Here is a 15,451-nt window from a genome sequence, read left to right as displayed (position 1 = left end):
GCACAATTAAATAAACATATACGCATATCCATATATAGGTATGTTAACTATGCTTCCACATCAGTTTTTCAAGCTTTTATCTGACGAGACTCGTGTGCGCTGCTTAATGCTGGTGGCCCGCGAAGGAGAAATTTGCGTAGGTGATTTGGCGTTTGCATTGCAAGAGAGTCAGCCGAAAGTTTCTCGTCATCTTGCTCAGTTAAGATCGAGTGGCATTTTAGTCGATAAGCGTCAGGGACAATGGGTGTACTACGAGTTATCGCAGCAATTGCCAGGATGGATGCGCAAGTTGATTGAAGACTTAGTAGCATCGAATTGCTTGAAGCAAGAATACCAAGACGACATTACACGCTTGCACGATAAAAGTCGTGAGGCTTGCTGTTAACAGCGAACAAAGATTCAAGGTTGAAGATTAAAGGGTAAGACTATGACGATTAAAGTAGGGATTAACGGGTTTGGGCGCATTGGACGTTTGGCGCTGCGCGCGGCCTTCGATTGGCCAGAATTGGAATTTGTGCAAATCAATGATGTTGCGGGCGATGCAGCAACGTTGGGCCATTTATTGGAGTTCGACTCTGTTCAAGGCCGTTGGCACCATGAAGTGCAGGTTGAGGGAAATGAACTCGTCATCAATGGCAAGCGCATCGCGACGACACAGCATCGCGACATCGATGCAGTGAATTGGTCTGGTTGTGATGTCGTGATTGAAGCGACAGGCGTGCACCGCAAAACATCGTACCTTGACCAATATCTCGATCAGGGCGTGAAGCGAGTGGTGGTTAGCGCACCAGTGAAAGAAGAAGGCATTGCGAACATCGTTGTTGGCGTGAACGACCACATTTTCGATCCTGACAAACATCGTATCGTGACAGCGGCTTCGTGCACGACCAACTGCATCGCTCCAGTGGTAAAAGTCATTCATGAGAAATTGGGCATTGAGCAATCCTCTTTCACGACGATTCATGATTTGACCAATACGCAAACCATTTTGGATGCACCGCACAAAGATCTGCGTCGTGCCCGTGCGTGTGGTATGAGTCTTATCCCGACCACCACGGGCAGTGCGACTGCGATTGTGGAAATTTTCCCTGATTTAAAAGGCAAGATTAACGGCCACGCAGTGCGTGTACCGCTGGCGAATGCGTCACTGACAGACATCATCTTCGATGTGAAACGCGATACCACCGCAGAAGAAGTGAATGCTTTGCTGAAAGAAGCGTCAGAAGGTGAGCTAAAAGGCATTCTTGGCTTTGAAGAGCGTCCGTTGGTGTCGATCGATTACAAAGGCGATCAACGCTCAACCATCGTTGATGCACTCTCAACAATGGTCGTTGGCTCTCGCATGGTGAAGATTTACGCGTGGTACGACAATGAAATGGGTTACGCAACGCGCACCGCAGAATTGGTTCGTAACGTTGGTTTGGCTTAATAGGAGTTCACAATGTCTCATCCCACATGGCAATTAGATTTGGACTCTGGTGCATTAGTTTTAACACCGTGCCCGGGTACGAAAGGCGTCGATTTGCAAACGTCTTTACAGCAATTAAAAGAGCAGGGTGTTCAAGCCGTGGTTACGGCATTGGACAATGCTGAGCTAGCATCGAAAGACGTCGCGGATTTGGGTGAAGTTACCCAACAACTGGGTATGAAATGGTTCCAGATCGAGATTGAAGATGATTGCGCACCCAGTGAGGATTTCGCGGTGAAGTGGCAACAAGCTAGCCCTGAACTGCATGCGATTCTTGCTCAAGATGGCAAAGTTGCGATGCACTGCATGGGCGGCTCGGGTCGCACTGGTTTGTTCGCAGCTCACTTACTGCTAGAAAAAGAATGGACGCTGGACGATATCGTGCGAGAAGTTCAGGCACTGCGCCCAGGCGCGTTTACCAAACCAGTGCAGCTTGAGTACATCGAACGGGTGGCAAAAGACGCGTGATCAGCTTAAATAGCTTTTGGAACATCATGACCCAAAAGCTATTGTCTGGTTTTTATAATGGAATATAGCTCAGCGATAAAACGGAAGGTGATAGGTTAAGCTTTTGTTTTTATTGATTATTAATTTTCAATTATAAATGCCAGCGTGTTTGTAAACTCGAACTAAGGTTGTATCGCCTTATGGTTGGTGTACAGGTTAATCAGTATTTAGAACATGATGATCTAAATGCGTCTATCGCTGTACATAAGAGGTCAATATGATTTCTCAATTGAGCAAAAGTATTCGTCAGTACATGTTAGTGACGTTTAACTATTGGAACTTTACCGTAACCGACGGAGCGCTGCGTATGCTGGTGGTGCTCTATTTTCACGACTTGGGTTATTCAACGTTAGCCATTGCCTCGCTCTTTCTTTTCTATGAATTTTTTGGCGTGGTGACCAATCTGATTGGTGGTTGGTTAGGGGCCCGGTTAGGCCTGAACAAAACCATGAATATTGGCCTAGCGATGCAAGTGTTTGCGTTGTTAATGTTGGCAGTGCCCAACGCTTGGCTGACGATTCCTTGGGTGATGGCTGCGCAAGCTTTGTCTGGTATCGCTAAAGATCTCAACAAGATGAGTGCAAAGAGTGCGATTAAGACGCTAGTACCAGATGAGCAGCAAGGCGCACTTTACAAATGGGTGGCGATTTTGACGGGCTCGAAGAACGCACTCAAAGGGGCGGGTTTCTTTGTCGGTGGCTTGTTGTTGTCTTGGGTGGGTTTCCAAAACTCGATGTTTATTATGGCGAGTGTGCTCGCGGTAGTGTTCATTTGCAGCATGATCTGGCTAGAAGCCGACATGGGCAAAGCGAAAAATAAGCCTAAGTTTAGCCACATCTTTTCTAAGTCTGAATCGGTCAACATCTTGTCCGCAGCGCGCATGTTCCTGTTTGGTGCGCGGGATGTCTGGTTTGTGGTGGCTTTGCCGGTTTATCTCGGCAGCGTATTTGGCTGGGATCACTTGTGGGTTGGTGGCTTTTTAGCATCATGGGTGATCGCGTATGGCTTTGTGCAAGGTTTTGCGCCGCGCATTACGGGTAAAGCGCAGGGTCGCGTGCCTGATGGAAGTGCGGCATTAGTGTGGGCGGGGGTTCTTGCCTTAATCACGGGCGGGATTGCTTACGGAGTACAAATTGGTTGGCAGCCGGAAATCGTGATTGTGGTTGGGCTGATGATTTTTGGTGCGGTCTTTGCCATTAACTCTTCGCTGCATTCGTATCTGATTGTGAGCTATGCCAAAGGCGACGGCGTCTCGTTGGATGTCGGCTTTTACTACATGGCCAACGCCATGGGACGTTTGATTGGAACGGTATTGTCGGGGTGGATTTACCAAGAAGCTGGACTAGCGGCGTGTTTGTGGGTCTCTTTCGCTTTCTTGGCGCTGACAACGTTGATTTCGATTAAGTTGCCTAAAGCTAATATCGCCACGGCTTAGTTCTGATGAATGTGATGGGTTGAACAGAACATCGTGAATAAAAATGGCTCCAATCGGGAGCCATTTTTTATGTCTGCATATTATGAGCAGAAGCGTCCAAGTTTTGCAGGTTGCGTCATCTTGATTTCGTCGTCTAACGAGCGGTAGACAATCGTATTCCAGATTTCGCCATTATCCATTTCAAATTCAATCGCGTAATTCATGCCGCTTACCACCTGAGTGCGAACACTGAGGATTTGCTTTAACTTAGCGGAAGTGTTCATTTGCGCGAGTACCACATCAAGCAATGGTTGCGCTTCATCGGTCATGTCACTTTGCGACCATCCGCCGGGCAGTTTTTCTAAGTTACAGATTGGGTTCGCTTCCTGTTGCGATTGGGCAGGCGCCTCGGTCTCTTCCTTTTGATTACATCCAGCTAAAGCCACTACACATACGAGTGACGCCAATAATGTTTTCTTCATAACAAGACCTTTCTTTGTAATGTGCTCAGTATCCTAGGGGGTTCTGTTCATTATATCTGTTTCATATTCGAGAAAGTGTTGGTCACATATCGCTTCGTTTCAATTGATTCTGTTCAGCAGTATTTATCGGTTAAATACAATTAACAGGTCATTGTTGGGTTAAAAATAAGCAAAAACAGATTGTTAACTATTTAATTGAGTGAAAATTGCCCTATGCTATAAACGATAAGCGATCCAAGGTAGGAAAGGATATGAGAGAAAGGGTTCTGTTTTTTGATTTATTGCGCTGCGTCGCCGCAGTGGCCGTGATCGCTATTCATGTCTTGGCGCCTTATCGAAACGAGTTGGGCGTGATCCCAATGGACCAATGGCTCACCGCCGTTGGAGTGAACAGCGTGACCCGATGGGCGGTGCCGGTATTTATTTTGATTACGGGCGCTCTGATGCTCAGTGATACACGTCCTTTTGATGGCAAGTATTACGTGAAGCGGCGTTTGGGGAAGGTGTTGGTGCCTTTTCTAATTTGGTCGACGTTCTACGCGTATCTGTCGGGTTGGACGGCACAAGGATTCGATTTTGAAACCGTCAAAGAAGTGCTGAGTAATAGTCCGTTTCATGCCACCTATTACCATTTAGGCTTCTTCTATTACTTTATTCCACTGTATTTCGTGATTCCTCTATTCCAATGGATGGCTCGTAATGTCGATGACAATGTCCTCTATACCTATCTGGCTTTTTGGATGTTCACTAGCACGTTATTCCTGTTCAAGATTGATGGGCCATGGAGTAACCAAATGTGGCTCTATATGGGCTATCTGCCTTTGGGCTATGTTCTGTTTCAAAAAGTGCCACTAAATCGTTCTATGGTGACGTTGTTCACTGGGTTTGGATTGGTGGCGTTAGCCGTGACATTCACCATGGTGGTGACCAACAGTTTGGAAGCGGAGAAATACACCGTGGGGCGTTGGTTGTCATACAAAACATTGAACGTGATTTTGGCGGCATCGATGATTTTTATGCTGTGTCGGTATTTTGGGGAAGGGTTGCCGAAGAACGTGCAGAAAGTGGTGAGTTTTATCAGCCAGCACAGCTTGGGCATTTACTTACTTCACCCAATCTTCTTATGGCCGATGAAAGAGTTCGGTTGGTATACCGGTCATCCAGCATGGGTGATCCCTGTGTGGATTGTGTTAAGTGGGGCGGGAGCCTTGGCGATGAGTTATTTGTTCTCGAAATCAGCCAAGACTCGTTGGTTACTGCCGTAAGTTAGCGTTTGATGGCGAAATGTAGGAATTTGTCGCCGCAGTAGGTCAGGGTGCCTTTATCGCCTGGATTAAGCGCGTGGTAATAGTGCACGCCAATTTGGAATTCTCGTTTCGGGCCGATTGGGCCACGTTGCACATAAATCCAATATTCTTGGTCGTCCTGTCCCGGCTGCGCATCCGGCACATCGATCGCTTGTTTGTCTAAAATAGTGACTTGAACACTTTGTTCTGGCGCATCTTCACCAACGTAATGTTTGCTGTAGAAACGAAAGAACACCCATGCGCCAAGGGCGATGAGGGCAAAAATGGCCAAGATAAGTGAGATTGGCATGATAACCTCCAATGTTTCATTGGGCCCTATTCTACAGAACTCCCTGATTAAACTATGAGTTGAGATAAACTATTCGTGATCTAATAAAAGGGGTGTAGATTTTATTCGGCGGACTTCACAGTTTATATGCGTGCAAGGGCACAATTTGAAAGGAAAATTGCACTTAACCGCTCGAAAAAGCTCTAAATTTATAGAAGAATGAAATGACTAACGAAGGGAAGGTCAGTAAAGGAGGGTTACGATGTCAGATATCGAAAAAGTAGTCATGCGTACCCGAACGATCGAAAAGCTTTTGCGTACTCAATATCACGCAGAAGGGAAAGGGTTGCACCAACTTATCAGCAGTTGTGAAGAGCGCTTACCTCATGATGTGATCGCGAAATTGCGTTTTATCGCCACTGTGCGTAATAAAGTCGTGCATGAGGACAACTATAAGCTGGATGATCGAAAAGGTTTCATGGCAGCGTGTGATGACTGTGAAAAAGAGTTAACGCCAAGAAGTTCCCGTTTTATTTGGCGAACCGCTATTTTGCTAATGGCGCTAATCACACTCGCTGCACTCGGTTTTTACTACATGCATTGGGACATCTTGTCAGAGCACATACAGTAAACCTAAAAATTGAGAAATAAAAAAGGACGCGAAAGCGTCCTTTTTTATTTTTTAATCAGTAGCTTAGTACATCATTGGCAGTGTCATTAAACCCACAACCACTGCAATCATAACCAGCCCTTGTTTTTGAGAAGATGAAATCATAACACTACCTCTTAAATCTTTGATGAACTCGATGGAGTAAATATAGCACTGTTTTTGGCTGTTGATCAACGTATCTGTAGAAAACTTTTCAAAACTCATACTTAACTTGGCTGTTTTTACTTTAAATTGACCAATAAAACAGTGTTTTTTGGGCTGTATTTAAAGTGTTCGCTTTGGGTCTTAATTATGCTTTTGTGTTTTAAGTTATTGATTTTAATGTGTTATAAATGGTTAATAAGTGGCTGTTATATTGTTTTTTGTCTCAGTTTGGTGGTTGATTTGGTATTTTGTCTGTATTTCTCAAAAGTTGAGAAAAGTGAGTGTTGTGCTATGGCGGTGGTTAATGAAGGCACTAGGATGGTGCAAGAATTTCTTATCTGATGAGAAAATCTGGCAAGGAAGTATAATTGGTGGGTCGTGGAGCGGCTAATGGTGTTTTTGCCCTCATTAACGTTAATGTGTTTTTATTTATCATTGGGTTACGTTGTTTTAATGATATTTTTAATACAAACAAATCTACTTGGAGAGTGATGTTTAGATGGGCTTATCATGGCATTCTTTCCCATATCAGGATGAATAGGGGTAACCAGACTTTTTGTGGTTGATGTTTGTCCGTGTTGATGGTCATACACACAAGTTGGCTTTTTTACACACACTATGAAATCTTGTGAACACTAACCACGAATTCCAATCCACATTATTTTTGCTAGCGCTAGAGAGGGTTACAAAATGTTTCGAATCGCTAGCGAGATCCAACTTTCGTAGATTGTGTCTTTACATCAAAACTGGTCTACCTAGACTAGCGGCGAGTTTAAGTAAAAGGTATGTACGGCATGTGGAGTTGGCTGGCGATAGGGTTATCAGGTATGTATTCCGTGTTGGGTGCAAAGCAAGCGAACCCGACACAATCCTTAGTGTTTAAAATTTTTACGCTATTACTTCTTCTTATTTTGGTGCTAACCCAAGGGCCGTCGGCCGATCACAGCTACTGGATTGCTGGTGGTTTGGTGGTTTCTATGTTCGCCGATACGCTGCATTCGTTTAAAACACGTAAGCTGATCTATTTTGCTGCCTATCTCGCAGCGCAAGTGTGCTACAGCAAATCTTTTTGGGTTCAGCTCAATGGCGATATTGTGTGGTGGTTGTTGGCTTTGTTGCTTGCCGCCAGTATCGTGGCGTTTTTCCTTCTTTTACCGCAGTTAGATTCGCTCGTTTTTCCCGTTGTGACTATGGGCATAATGCTAGTGCAGCTCGCTTGGGCAGCCGGTGAGGTTTGGCTGCAAACGCCTAGCTACGCGAATGCCATTGGCTTTAGTGGTACCGTCATCATGACGTATTCCGCGCTCGCTTACGCCATACACGGATTCCGTAAACCAATGAAGCGCGCGTATGTTTGGGTAAGTGGTAGCTACTTCCTTGCTCATGCACTCATTGTTGCTTCTATCATTTACTAACGTAAGTCAAAGCAGTGCTCGACGATTTCAGTACACTGGTCGGGTTCTATTTGCTAACTGGAGTTAATGATGAGTGACATTCATGCTCACAACTTACTAAACCTACTACGTGAAACCCCAATGAGCCGCGACGAGCTCGCACAACATTTTGGCGCAGACGTACGTTTTCATACCTGTAAGTTGAATGATCTAGACTTAGATGCATTGCTAACCTTTTTATTACAGCGCGATAAGGTTCGCGAACTCGAAGGCAAGTTCGTCGTCAACATGGCGCGTATTTGCAACCATTAAGCGGCGTCTGAGGTTGTTTCGGTAATCGAGGGCGAATTATCTGATTTCGCCCTTAGCCGTATACTCGCACAATCTCCTTACTATACACTGGTCGCCATTTTTTTCGTCGAGGCCAGAACATGGATATTCTTTCTGCAGCGACCATGCTGTTTCTTATCATGGACCCTCTTGGCAATTTGCCCATTGTGTTGTCCATTCTTAAACACATCGATCCCAAACGTCGTCGTAAGGTGCTCATCCGCGAGCTGATTTTTGCCTTGTTGATTTTGATGTTGTTCTTGTTCGCCGGACAAAGCATCTTGAGCTTTTTGCACGTACAGCCGGAAACTTTGAGTATCTCTGGTGGCATCATCTTATTTATCATCGCAATTAAGATGATTTTCCCAAGTGCAGGGAGCATCACCGGGTTAGCTGCGGGTGAAGAGCCGTTTATTGTGCCGATGGCGATTCCAATGATTGCCGGCCCATCAGTGATTGCCGCGTTGCTTCTGCTTTCTTCCCAGCATCCCGACAAACTGGTCGAACTCTCAGCGTCGGTGGTGATTGCGTGGGGCGCGACCTTCTTTATTTTGATGTTCTATGGCTTTTTCAATCGTCTGTTGGGCGAACGCGGTCTGAAAGCGGTGGAACGCTTGATGGGCTTGTTATTGGTGATGATTTCCACCCAGATGTTCCTAGATGGTGTGAAAAGCTATTTGGGATAAATCAAAGACAACAAAAAGCCGCTCTAGTGAGCGGCTTTTCTTTATAACGATGTTTACATCATGTGTTTACGACGAATGTCGAGCAGGGCAAAAATACCAAAAATCAAAATGGAGTACTTTTCCCAACTGCTCATCTGAATCTTATCGCCAAATGCACCAATGAAGATCGCCATTTGCAAACCGTGCATGATGAACAAGAAGGCTGTCATGATGTACAGCGCAATCGCAGCATTACCTGGAAATGGCATCACAATGTTCAGAATCAAAACCAGCCAAACAAAGGCAATCGCCGCTTTAGCTAGGATAAGTAGTGCTTTCATTTAAGTGTCCTTTTAAATCGAGGCGTTAGGCTGAGGTACGTTCATACAAACGGTAACTGACTTGGCCTGCGGTTTTTTCTCTGTGCAGGTGCCAATTTTCCGGAAGCCCAGCAATGCTCAGCTCTTTTTCCGTTTCAATATAAATCATTGCGTCTTCTGCAAGCCAACCGTTTTGCTCTAGCAAGGTCACGGTTTCATCCAATAGTCCCTTACGGAAAGGTGGATCGATGAAAACCACGTGATGTGGTGTGCCTGGTTGTTTCAGAAAGCTCAAGGCATCGGTGTTCACCACTTGGATATTAGTGGCTTTCAACGACGCGACGTTTTTTTGTAACTGCTGAAAAGCTTGCGGGTTGAGCTCAATCATGGTCACGAGTTCTGCTTGGCGTGAAGCCGATTCAAAACCTAAACCACCAGAGCCAGCAAATAAATCGAGGCATTTTGCTTGCGGCACATCTTGTGCTAACCAGTTAAACAGGGTTTCTTTCACGCGGTCAGTGGTTGGACGCAAACCTTCAGCGTCATGAACAGGGAGTTTTCTGCCTCTCCATAAACCACTAATAATGCGAACAAAGCCCGTTGTTGGCTTTTTTTGTGATGTGTTTTGCTGGCGACGTCTTACCATAGATTTTTTGACCGCTAATAAAGTGATACTATACCCAATCGCCCAAGCTTTGAGCTTGGATACAGCCCAGAAAATTCAAGATGACAGAGTGTAACACTAATAAGATTAGAATCACCTAATTGGAAAGTTTTCACAACTTTGTCATTAGCCTTTTTTAGACAGATAATAATCTTGTCAAAAAAGAGTCATTAATAGATAAAAAGACAATCTAGGATAGCCCCAGATGACGGAAAAAAAGAAGCGCGGATTACTTTCGTGGCTAGGTTTTGGTGACGAAGAACAAAGCCCAAAACCAAAAACTGAAGAAACAGTAACAGAAGAAGCAGTGGAAGCGCCTTCTGAAGAACAGCAAACCGAAGAGGTTGCTGAGCAAGCGCAACAAACTCAAGAGCTTGAACAAGAGCCAGAAAAAGCTGAGGCTGCCCCAGCAGAAGCAGAAGCAGAAGCAGAAGCAGAAGCAGAAGCAGAAGCAGAAGAGCCACAAGTACCGGTTGCGCCTCGTATTCAAGAGCAAGAAAAGCCGACAGAAAGCTTCTTCGCTCGCCTTAAGCGCAGCCTAAGCCGTACGAAAGCAAACATCGGTGCTGGTTTCTTTGGTCTGTTCAGCGGTAAAAAAATCGATGACGACCTATTTGAAGAGCTAGAAGAACAACTGCTCATTGCCGATGTGGGCATGGACACCACCACAAAAATCATCAACAACCTGACAGAAAAAGCCTCTCGAGGTGATCTGAAAGATGGCGAAGCCCTTTATGGTCTGCTGAAAGAAGAAATGGCGGAGATTCTATCTAAAGTAGAACAGCCTCTAGAGATCGACAGCAGCAAAACACCTTACGTCATCTTGATGGTTGGTGTGAATGGTGTGGGTAAAACCACCACCATCGGTAAACTTGCGAAGCAGTTCCAAAGCCAAGGCAAGAAAGTGATGTTAGCGGCTGGCGATACTTTCCGAGCGGCTGCAGTTGAGCAGCTGCAAGTGTGGGGCGAGCGTAACAATGTTCCTGTGATCGCGCAGCATACTGGCGCAGACAGCGCATCGGTTATCTACGATGCGATTGAAGCGGCAAAAGCGCGTGGCGTCGATGTGGTTATCGCCGATACGGCGGGTCGTCTACAAAACAAAGCCAACCTAATGGAAGAGCTACGCAAGATTGTGCGTGTGATGAAGAAAATTGATGATTCTGCACCACATGAAATCATGCTGACGCTGGATGCGGGTACTGGCCAAAATGCGATTAGCCAAGCGAAACTTTTCAGTGATGTAGCTCCTCTAACCGGGATTACATTGACTAAGCTGGATGGTACAGCGAAAGGCGGCGTTATTTTCGCTATCGCTGATCAGTTTAGTATTCCAATTCGCTACATTGGTGTTGGCGAAGGCATTGAAGACTTGCGTCCTTTTGAAACTCAAGAGTTTATCGACGCTTTGTTTAGCCGTGAAGAGTAATTGAAGTTAGAGGAAATCAACGGTGATCAAATTTCAACAAGTGAGTAAAGCTTACCGAGGTGGTCGACAAGCACTACAAAAAGTCGATTTTCACCTGAGGCGCGGAGAAATGGCGTTTTTAGGCGGGCACTCCGGCGCCGGTAAAAGTACCTTGTTGAAATTGATATGTGCGATAGAGCGTCCGACCGATGGCAAAATCCATTTCAATGGTCACGACATCACGCGCATTCCAAGCAAAGACATTCCATTTTTGCGCCGCAATATTGGGATTGTCTTTCAAGACCACCGTCTATTAATGGATCGCAGTGTGTACGACAACGTCGCACTGCCGATGCGTATTGAATCGATTTCCGAAACTGAAATTAAGCGTCGCGTTTCTGCGGCGTTAGACAAAACGGGCTTACTCGATAAAGCCCGTTGTTTGCCGAGCCAGCTCTCTGGTGGTGAACAACAACGCGTTGGTATTGCCCGTGCAGTGGTAAACCGACCAACGTTATTAGTGGCAGATGAGCCAACGGGTAACCTTGATCCAGAATTATCCAACCGTGTGTTGCGTTTATTCGAAGAATTTAACCGTGCGGGCGTGACCATCCTACTTGCTACGCACGATGTTGGGTTAGTAAACACTCGCCCACAATATCGTCATTTTGAATTGAACCAAGGCTTCCTAAGTGAGGTAGAAGACTATGGCAGGTAACAAGCACTCCCAAAAGAAAGGGAAAGGCCGCAGTGCCAAGCGTGCAAATACCGATGGTTTTTTCTCTGTCCATGCAAAACAAGCAAAATCCTCTTTTAGCGCCTTATGGCAACGACCACTAGGCAACATTCTGACTCTAGCGGTGATCTCCATGGCACTTGCCATGCCAGCTTGTTTGTATCTATTGGGCAAAAACGTGGCAGGCGCTGCCGAAGATGTGGCATCTCCCTCGCAAGTTAGTGCTTACTTAGTGGAAGGCATGCCGGATGCGCGTGTGATGGTTCTCAAAGATCAAATTGAAACTTGGCCTCTTGTAAAAGAAGTGGAATATATTTCTCCACAGCAAGGTTTGGCCGATTTAAGCCAGTACGCGGGTTTTGACCAAGCACTGAGCTTGCTAAGCGGTTATGCATTACCAGGCGTGTTGGTGATTACGCCAGAATCTGATATCAAAACAGACATTCAAGCCCTAGCAAAAGAAGTAGGTCAACAACAAGATGTGACCGATGTTAGGCTAGATGAAGACTGGCTTGCGCGCTTAAATGCCATCAAAACACTAGCAGGCATTATTGTCGTGACTCTGACAATCCTAATGTTGGGTGCGGTATTTTTAATCGTTGGTAACACATTACGTTTTAATGTACTGGCGAATAAAGAAGAGATTCAAACCATGAAGCTTATCGGTGCGACCGACGGCTTCATTTTGCGTCCGTACCTATACACAGGTATGTGGTTTGGTGTATTAGGTGCAGTCATTGCGTGGTTTGTCACGGCGTTAGTGACTATTGTGATGAACAGCGCCGTAGAAGATCTTGCCGCGTTGTACGACAGCCAATTCCGTTTGATTGGCCTAAGTTGGGATGAATCTTTGCTGCTGATTATCACCGGTAGTCTTTTAGGTTGTATTGCCGCGCGCATTTCAGCGCAGCGTCACTTAAAAGAAATTGAACCAGTTTAAGTGATGAAGGTCTTATACTTGGAATTTATTAGCACAAGCTAATTTTTACCTCTTGTTTAGACCAATTGTTTATGGATAATTGCTCGCCCTTCTTGAAACTTGTTCATTTTGAGTTCAAGATATCGAAGCTAAATTGCAATGTAATGCTCCAGATCAGAGATTGATGAGGAATTGAATGACAAAAGAAGCGTATCCGATGGCTCTAGTCACGCAAGATAGCCTTGATAGCTATATTCGCTCTGTAAACAGCTACCCAATGCTGACAGCAGATGAAGAGCGTGAACTGGCAGAACGATTACACTACAAAGGTGAGATTGAGGCTGCGAAAGGCCTGATCCTGTCACACCTAAGATTCGTTGTTCACGTTGCTCGAGGTTACTCAGGCTACGGTTTGCCAATGGCAGATCTAGTACAAGAGGGCAATATCGGTCTAATGAAAGCCGTTAAACGTTTTAACCCAGAAGTGGGCGTACGTTTGGTGTCTTTTGCTGTTCACTGGATCAAAGCAGAGATCCATGAGTACGTACTACGTAACTGGCGTATCGTTAAAATTGCAACAACTAAAGCGCAGCGTAAATTGTTCTTCAATCTACGCAAATCGAAAAAACGCTTAGGTTGGTTTAACAATGGCGAAGTCGAAACCGTAGCTCGTGAGTTGGGCGTAGAACCTTCCGAAGTTCGCGAGATGGAATCACGTCTTGCGGCGGTCGATTCAACGTTTGATATGCCAACTGACGATGATGACAGTGCGACTAGCTCATACACTGCACCGATGCTGTACCTAGAAGACAAATCATCGGACGTGGCTGACAACATCGAAGCTGCAAACTGGGAAATGCACACCAATAATCGTCTTGGTCACGCACTAGCAAGCCTAGATGAGCGTAGCCAACGCATTGTGCGCTCTCGTTGGTTAGACGATGAGAAAGCAACATTGCAAGACTTGGCTGATGAGTTTGGCGTTTCTGCAGAGCGTATTCGTCAGTTAGAAAAGAATGCGATGAAGAAGCTGAAACTGGCCGTTGGTGAGTTCTAACTTCAGCCTCTAATATAAAGTAAGATTTTCATAGAAAGCCGAGATCATGTGATCTCGGCTTTTTTATTTTCGATCGAAAATAGATAGCGTTTGCGATCTAAATTTTCTGTGCTACCTGTGCATAACTCTGTGAAGTAATTATTTATCAACTGTTCGAAACCCAGACAAAATAAGGGTGATAGCGGTTTTGTCGCTTGGGGATAGTTATAAATATACACACAGCTAGATCAGGATCATCACTACATCTTGTGGATCAAAAGATCCAAATATACTTTATCAACGCAATTCACAGCTTTATCCACAAATGGTTGGAATGTGTACAATTTTAAAAGCCCTGATTATCCTTGTGTCTAAGTTTGCCACTGGATAGGTTACAATGGCGGCAGTATACCCAAATGACTTTTTCCGACTTAATACACCGAGCAGCATAGTGTTTAGTTCGGGTACCAAGGTTATTTGGGTATATTCATAACGACAAAATGAGAAAGTAAATGGACCAGTTTCAGCATATCGATGTACAAGGTGCACAGGCTTTGCTTGAGCAGGGCGAGGCAAAGCTTGTAGATATTCGTGATCCTCAATCGTTTGCCGTGGCACATGCTGAGTCGGCTTATCATCTAACCAACGATACGATTGTGGCGTTTATGGAAGATGTAGAGTTTGAACAGCCGATCCTCGTGATGTGTTATCACGGAATTAGCAGCCAAGGCGCAGCGCAATATTTAGTTAACCAAGGCTTCGAACAGGTGTACAGTGTAGACGGTGGCTTTGAAGCCTGGCAGCGAGCACAACTACCGATAGTGAGAAGTTAATGAAGAGATTGGTAACGTTAAATAATCCACGCATGGCGCAAGCCTTTATCGATTATATGGCCTCTCGTCAGATAGATATTGAGATGATGCCCGAAGGTGAAGGACAATTTGCACTTTGGCTTACGGACAGCCAGCATGAAGTTGAGGCAGAAGCCGAACTGAAGCAATTTTTGGCGAATCCATCCGCTAGCAAATACAGCGCCGCTTCCTGGGACGTTGCCGATACTCGTAAGAGCCAATTTCATTACGCTAGCCCAAGCATCATGGGAATGATCAAAGCCAAAGCCGGTCCAGTGACCTTATTGATCATGACCGTATGCGCCGTGATTTATGGTTTGCAGATGTTAGGCTTTGGAAATGGGGTATTTGCTCTGTTGCACTTTCCCGCGTTTGAAGGCCAGCAATGGCAATTGTGGCGTTGGGTGAGTCATGCATTGCTGCATTTCTCGGTGACACACATCATCTTTAACTTGTTGTGGTGGTGGCAACTTGGTGGCGATATTGAACGTCGACTTGGTTCTGGCAAGTTACTGCAAATCTTTGTGGTGTCTGCGGCACTCTCTGGTGCTGGTCAGTTCTATGTTGAAGGTGCAAACTTCGGCGGGTTATCTGGTGTTGTGTACGCGCTACTCGGTTATTTGTGGGTTTTGGGTTACCGCTTACCTCATTTAGGTTTAACGCTGCCGAAATCCATCATTGGTTTTATGTTGGCGTGGTTGGTACTTGGTTTTGTGCAACCGTTTATGGCCATTGCCAATACGGCTCACTTAGCTGGCTTGTTGGCCGGGATGGCGATTGCGCTGTTCGACTCGGGCAAGCAGAAATACCAACAACAAGCGTGATAGCAAAAACAAAAAAAGACCGCTCGAAAGCGGTCTTTTTGTAT

20 protein-coding genes are annotated in these 15,451 nt (G+C 45.4%); 15 read left to right on the top strand and 5 right to left on the bottom strand.

Translation table 11 applies throughout. The annotated features are described in order from the left end of the window. Window positions 1–49 precede the first annotated feature (49 nt). From ACYJZR_RS14880 to arsJ, 4 genes are all read left to right on the top strand, one after another. Complete coding sequence (locus ACYJZR_RS14880; RefSeq protein ID WP_005478993.1) at window positions 50–385, top strand: metalloregulator ArsR/SmtB family transcription factor; 336 nt, start codon at window positions 50–52, stop codon at window positions 383–385. A gap of 42 nt (window positions 386–427) precedes the next feature. After that, window positions 428–1,429: an ArsJ-associated glyceraldehyde-3-phosphate dehydrogenase gene (locus ACYJZR_RS14875; protein WP_005459102.1), complete on the top strand. Its 1,002-nt coding sequence runs from the start codon at window positions 428–430 to the stop codon at window positions 1,427–1,429. Window positions 1,430–1,441: 12 nt separating this feature from the next. Then, the gene (locus tag ACYJZR_RS14870; RefSeq protein ID WP_005496396.1) at window positions 1,442–1,936 is read left to right on the top strand and encodes a cyclin-dependent kinase inhibitor 3 family protein; all 495 of its coding nucleotides are present in this window, start codon (window positions 1,442–1,444) and stop codon (window positions 1,934–1,936) included. 256 nt (window positions 1,937–2,192) lie between these two features. Next, on the top strand, window positions 2,193–3,410 hold the full coding sequence (gene arsJ, locus ACYJZR_RS14865) for an organoarsenical effux MFS transporter ArsJ (protein WP_021454415.1): 1,218 nt from the start codon (window positions 2,193–2,195) through the stop codon (window positions 3,408–3,410). Between the two features lie 80 nt (window positions 3,411–3,490). Here arsJ and ACYJZR_RS14860 read toward each other — a convergent pair whose 3' ends face one another. After that, complete coding sequence (locus ACYJZR_RS14860; RefSeq protein WP_005478972.1) at window positions 3,491–3,871, bottom strand: cystatin family protein; 381 nt, start codon at window positions 3,869–3,871, stop codon at window positions 3,491–3,493. 251 nt (window positions 3,872–4,122) lie between these two features. Here ACYJZR_RS14860 and ACYJZR_RS14855 point away from each other — a divergent pair, with 251 nt between their 5' ends. Further along, window positions 4,123–5,136: an acyltransferase gene (locus ACYJZR_RS14855; RefSeq protein ID WP_017449415.1), complete on the top strand. Its 1,014-nt coding sequence runs from the start codon at window positions 4,123–4,125 to the stop codon at window positions 5,134–5,136. Between the two features lies 1 nt (window position 5,137). Here the strand turns inward: ACYJZR_RS14855 and ACYJZR_RS14850 are convergent, their stop codons facing one another. After that, complete coding sequence (locus ACYJZR_RS14850) at window positions 5,138–5,467, bottom strand: DUF2500 domain-containing protein (protein ID WP_015297474.1); 330 nt, start codon at window positions 5,465–5,467, stop codon at window positions 5,138–5,140. A 241-nt stretch (window positions 5,468–5,708) separates the two neighbouring features. Between ACYJZR_RS14850 and ACYJZR_RS14845 the strand changes: the two genes are divergently transcribed. Next, the gene (locus ACYJZR_RS14845) at window positions 5,709–6,077 is read left to right on the top strand and encodes a hypothetical protein (protein WP_005489749.1); all 369 of its coding nucleotides are present in this window, start codon (window positions 5,709–5,711) and stop codon (window positions 6,075–6,077) included. A gap of 63 nt (window positions 6,078–6,140) precedes the next feature. On the opposite strand, the gene ACYJZR_RS14840 is transcribed toward ACYJZR_RS14845, so the two are convergent. Next, entirely contained in the window at window positions 6,141–6,320 is a 180-nt protein-coding gene (locus tag ACYJZR_RS14840) for a hypothetical protein (RefSeq protein ID WP_005458791.1), read from the bottom strand. Between the two features lie 734 nt (window positions 6,321–7,054). Here ACYJZR_RS14840 and ACYJZR_RS14835 point away from each other — a divergent pair. The 3 genes from ACYJZR_RS14835 to ACYJZR_RS14825 all read left to right on the top strand — a co-directional run bounded on the left by ACYJZR_RS14835 (window position 7,055) and on the right by ACYJZR_RS14825 (window position 8,670). After that, complete coding sequence (locus tag ACYJZR_RS14835; protein WP_005481960.1) at window positions 7,055–7,675, top strand: lysoplasmalogenase; 621 nt, start codon at window positions 7,055–7,057, stop codon at window positions 7,673–7,675. A gap of 69 nt (window positions 7,676–7,744) precedes the next feature. Beyond that, window positions 7,745–7,966: a YecH family metal-binding protein gene (locus tag ACYJZR_RS14830; protein WP_015297472.1), complete on the top strand. Its 222-nt coding sequence runs from the start codon at window positions 7,745–7,747 to the stop codon at window positions 7,964–7,966. A gap of 119 nt (window positions 7,967–8,085) precedes the next feature. Then, complete coding sequence (locus tag ACYJZR_RS14825; RefSeq protein ID WP_005455144.1) at window positions 8,086–8,670, top strand: YhgN family NAAT transporter; 585 nt, start codon at window positions 8,086–8,088, stop codon at window positions 8,668–8,670. Between the two features lie 53 nt (window positions 8,671–8,723). Here ACYJZR_RS14825 and ACYJZR_RS14820 read toward each other — a convergent pair whose 3' ends face one another. Together ACYJZR_RS14820 and rsmD are read right to left on the bottom strand one after the other, a co-directional pair. After that, window positions 8,724–8,990, bottom strand: a complete 267-nt coding sequence (locus ACYJZR_RS14820; RefSeq protein ID WP_005496405.1) for a DUF1145 domain-containing protein — start codon at window positions 8,988–8,990, stop codon at window positions 8,724–8,726. 25 nt (window positions 8,991–9,015) lie between these two features. After that, window positions 9,016–9,615 carry a 16S rRNA (guanine(966)-N(2))-methyltransferase RsmD gene (gene rsmD, locus ACYJZR_RS14815; protein WP_005455148.1) on the bottom strand — a complete coding sequence of 200 codons (600 nt, stop codon included), beginning with the start codon at window positions 9,613–9,615 and terminating at the stop codon, window positions 9,016–9,018. Window positions 9,616–9,838: 223 nt separating this feature from the next. On the opposite strand from rsmD, the gene ftsY reads away from it, so the two are divergent. From ftsY to glpG, 6 genes are all read left to right on the top strand, one after another. After that, window positions 9,839–11,062 (top strand): signal recognition particle-docking protein FtsY, encoded by a 1,224-nt coding sequence (gene ftsY, locus ACYJZR_RS14810; RefSeq protein WP_005491145.1) that lies wholly within the window; start codon window positions 9,839–9,841, stop codon window positions 11,060–11,062. Between the two features lie 22 nt (window positions 11,063–11,084). Next, a complete protein-coding gene (gene ftsE, locus ACYJZR_RS14805) occupies window positions 11,085–11,759 on the top strand; it encodes a cell division ATP-binding protein FtsE (RefSeq protein WP_005481953.1) in 675 nt (224 codons plus the stop codon). Further along, complete coding sequence (gene ftsX, locus ACYJZR_RS14800; RefSeq protein ID WP_005481956.1) at window positions 11,749–12,717, top strand: permease-like cell division protein FtsX; 969 nt, start codon at window positions 11,749–11,751, stop codon at window positions 12,715–12,717. The genes ftsE and ftsX overlap by 11 nt, the downstream gene beginning before the upstream one ends. A 175-nt stretch (window positions 12,718–12,892) precedes the next feature. After that, window positions 12,893–13,753, top strand: a complete 861-nt coding sequence (gene rpoH, locus ACYJZR_RS14795; RefSeq protein WP_005490420.1) for an RNA polymerase sigma factor RpoH — start codon at window positions 12,893–12,895, stop codon at window positions 13,751–13,753. A gap of 491 nt (window positions 13,754–14,244) precedes the next feature. Next, entirely contained in the window at window positions 14,245–14,565 is a 321-nt protein-coding gene (gene glpE / locus ACYJZR_RS14790; protein WP_005460380.1) for a thiosulfate sulfurtransferase GlpE, read from the top strand. Further along, window positions 14,565–15,407, top strand: coding sequence for a rhomboid family intramembrane serine protease GlpG (glpG, locus tag ACYJZR_RS14785; RefSeq protein WP_025510242.1), 843 nt, complete (start codon window positions 14,565–14,567; stop codon window positions 15,405–15,407). Before glpE ends, glpG begins: the two co-directional genes overlap by 1 nt. Window positions 15,408–15,451: the final 44 nt, after the last annotated feature.

It is taken from the genome of Vibrio sp. RC2502, assembly GCF_054850435.1.
This window is presented reverse-complemented; position numbering and strand designations above follow the sequence as displayed.

Bases quoted from the DNA above. Each gene is read 5' to 3' on its own strand.
- ACYJZR_RS14880 (WP_005478993.1), top strand. From the start codon at position 50: ATGCTTCCACATCAGTTTTTCAAGCTTTTATCTGACGAGACTCGTGTG.
- ACYJZR_RS14875 (WP_005459102.1), top strand. From the start codon at position 428: ATGACGATTAAAGTAGGGATTAACGGGTTTGGGCGCATTGGACGTTTG.
- ACYJZR_RS14870 (WP_005496396.1), top strand. From the start codon at position 1,442: ATGTCTCATCCCACATGGCAATTAGATTTGGACTCTGGTGCATTAGTT.
- arsJ (WP_021454415.1), top strand. From the start codon at position 2,193: ATGATTTCTCAATTGAGCAAAAGTATTCGTCAGTACATGTTAGTGACG.
- ACYJZR_RS14860 (WP_005478972.1), bottom strand. From the start codon at position 3,871: ATGAAGAAAACATTATTGGCGTCACTCGTATGTGTAGTGGCTTTAGCT.
- ACYJZR_RS14855 (WP_017449415.1), top strand. From the start codon at position 4,123: ATGAGAGAAAGGGTTCTGTTTTTTGATTTATTGCGCTGCGTCGCCGCA.
- ACYJZR_RS14850 (WP_015297474.1), bottom strand. From the start codon at position 5,467: ATGCCAATCTCACTTATCTTGGCCATTTTTGCCCTCATCGCCCTTGGC.
- ACYJZR_RS14845 (WP_005489749.1), top strand. From the start codon at position 5,709: ATGTCAGATATCGAAAAAGTAGTCATGCGTACCCGAACGATCGAAAAG.
- ACYJZR_RS14840 (WP_005458791.1), bottom strand. From the start codon at position 6,320: ATGAGTTTTGAAAAGTTTTCTACAGATACGTTGATCAACAGCCAAAAA.
- ACYJZR_RS14835 (WP_005481960.1), top strand. From the start codon at position 7,055: ATGTGGAGTTGGCTGGCGATAGGGTTATCAGGTATGTATTCCGTGTTG.
- ACYJZR_RS14830 (WP_015297472.1), top strand. From the start codon at position 7,745: ATGAGTGACATTCATGCTCACAACTTACTAAACCTACTACGTGAAACC.
- ACYJZR_RS14825 (WP_005455144.1), top strand. From the start codon at position 8,086: ATGGATATTCTTTCTGCAGCGACCATGCTGTTTCTTATCATGGACCCT.
- ACYJZR_RS14820 (WP_005496405.1), bottom strand. From the start codon at position 8,990: ATGAAAGCACTACTTATCCTAGCTAAAGCGGCGATTGCCTTTGTTTGG.
- rsmD (WP_005455148.1), bottom strand. From the start codon at position 9,615: ATGGTAAGACGTCGCCAGCAAAACACATCACAAAAAAAGCCAACAACG.
- ftsY (WP_005491145.1), top strand. From the start codon at position 9,839: ATGACGGAAAAAAAGAAGCGCGGATTACTTTCGTGGCTAGGTTTTGGT.
- ftsX (WP_005481956.1), top strand. From the start codon at position 11,749: ATGGCAGGTAACAAGCACTCCCAAAAGAAAGGGAAAGGCCGCAGTGCC.
- rpoH (WP_005490420.1), top strand. From the start codon at position 12,893: ATGACAAAAGAAGCGTATCCGATGGCTCTAGTCACGCAAGATAGCCTT.
- glpE (WP_005460380.1), top strand. From the start codon at position 14,245: ATGGACCAGTTTCAGCATATCGATGTACAAGGTGCACAGGCTTTGCTT.
- glpG (WP_025510242.1), top strand. From the start codon at position 14,565: ATGAAGAGATTGGTAACGTTAAATAATCCACGCATGGCGCAAGCCTTT.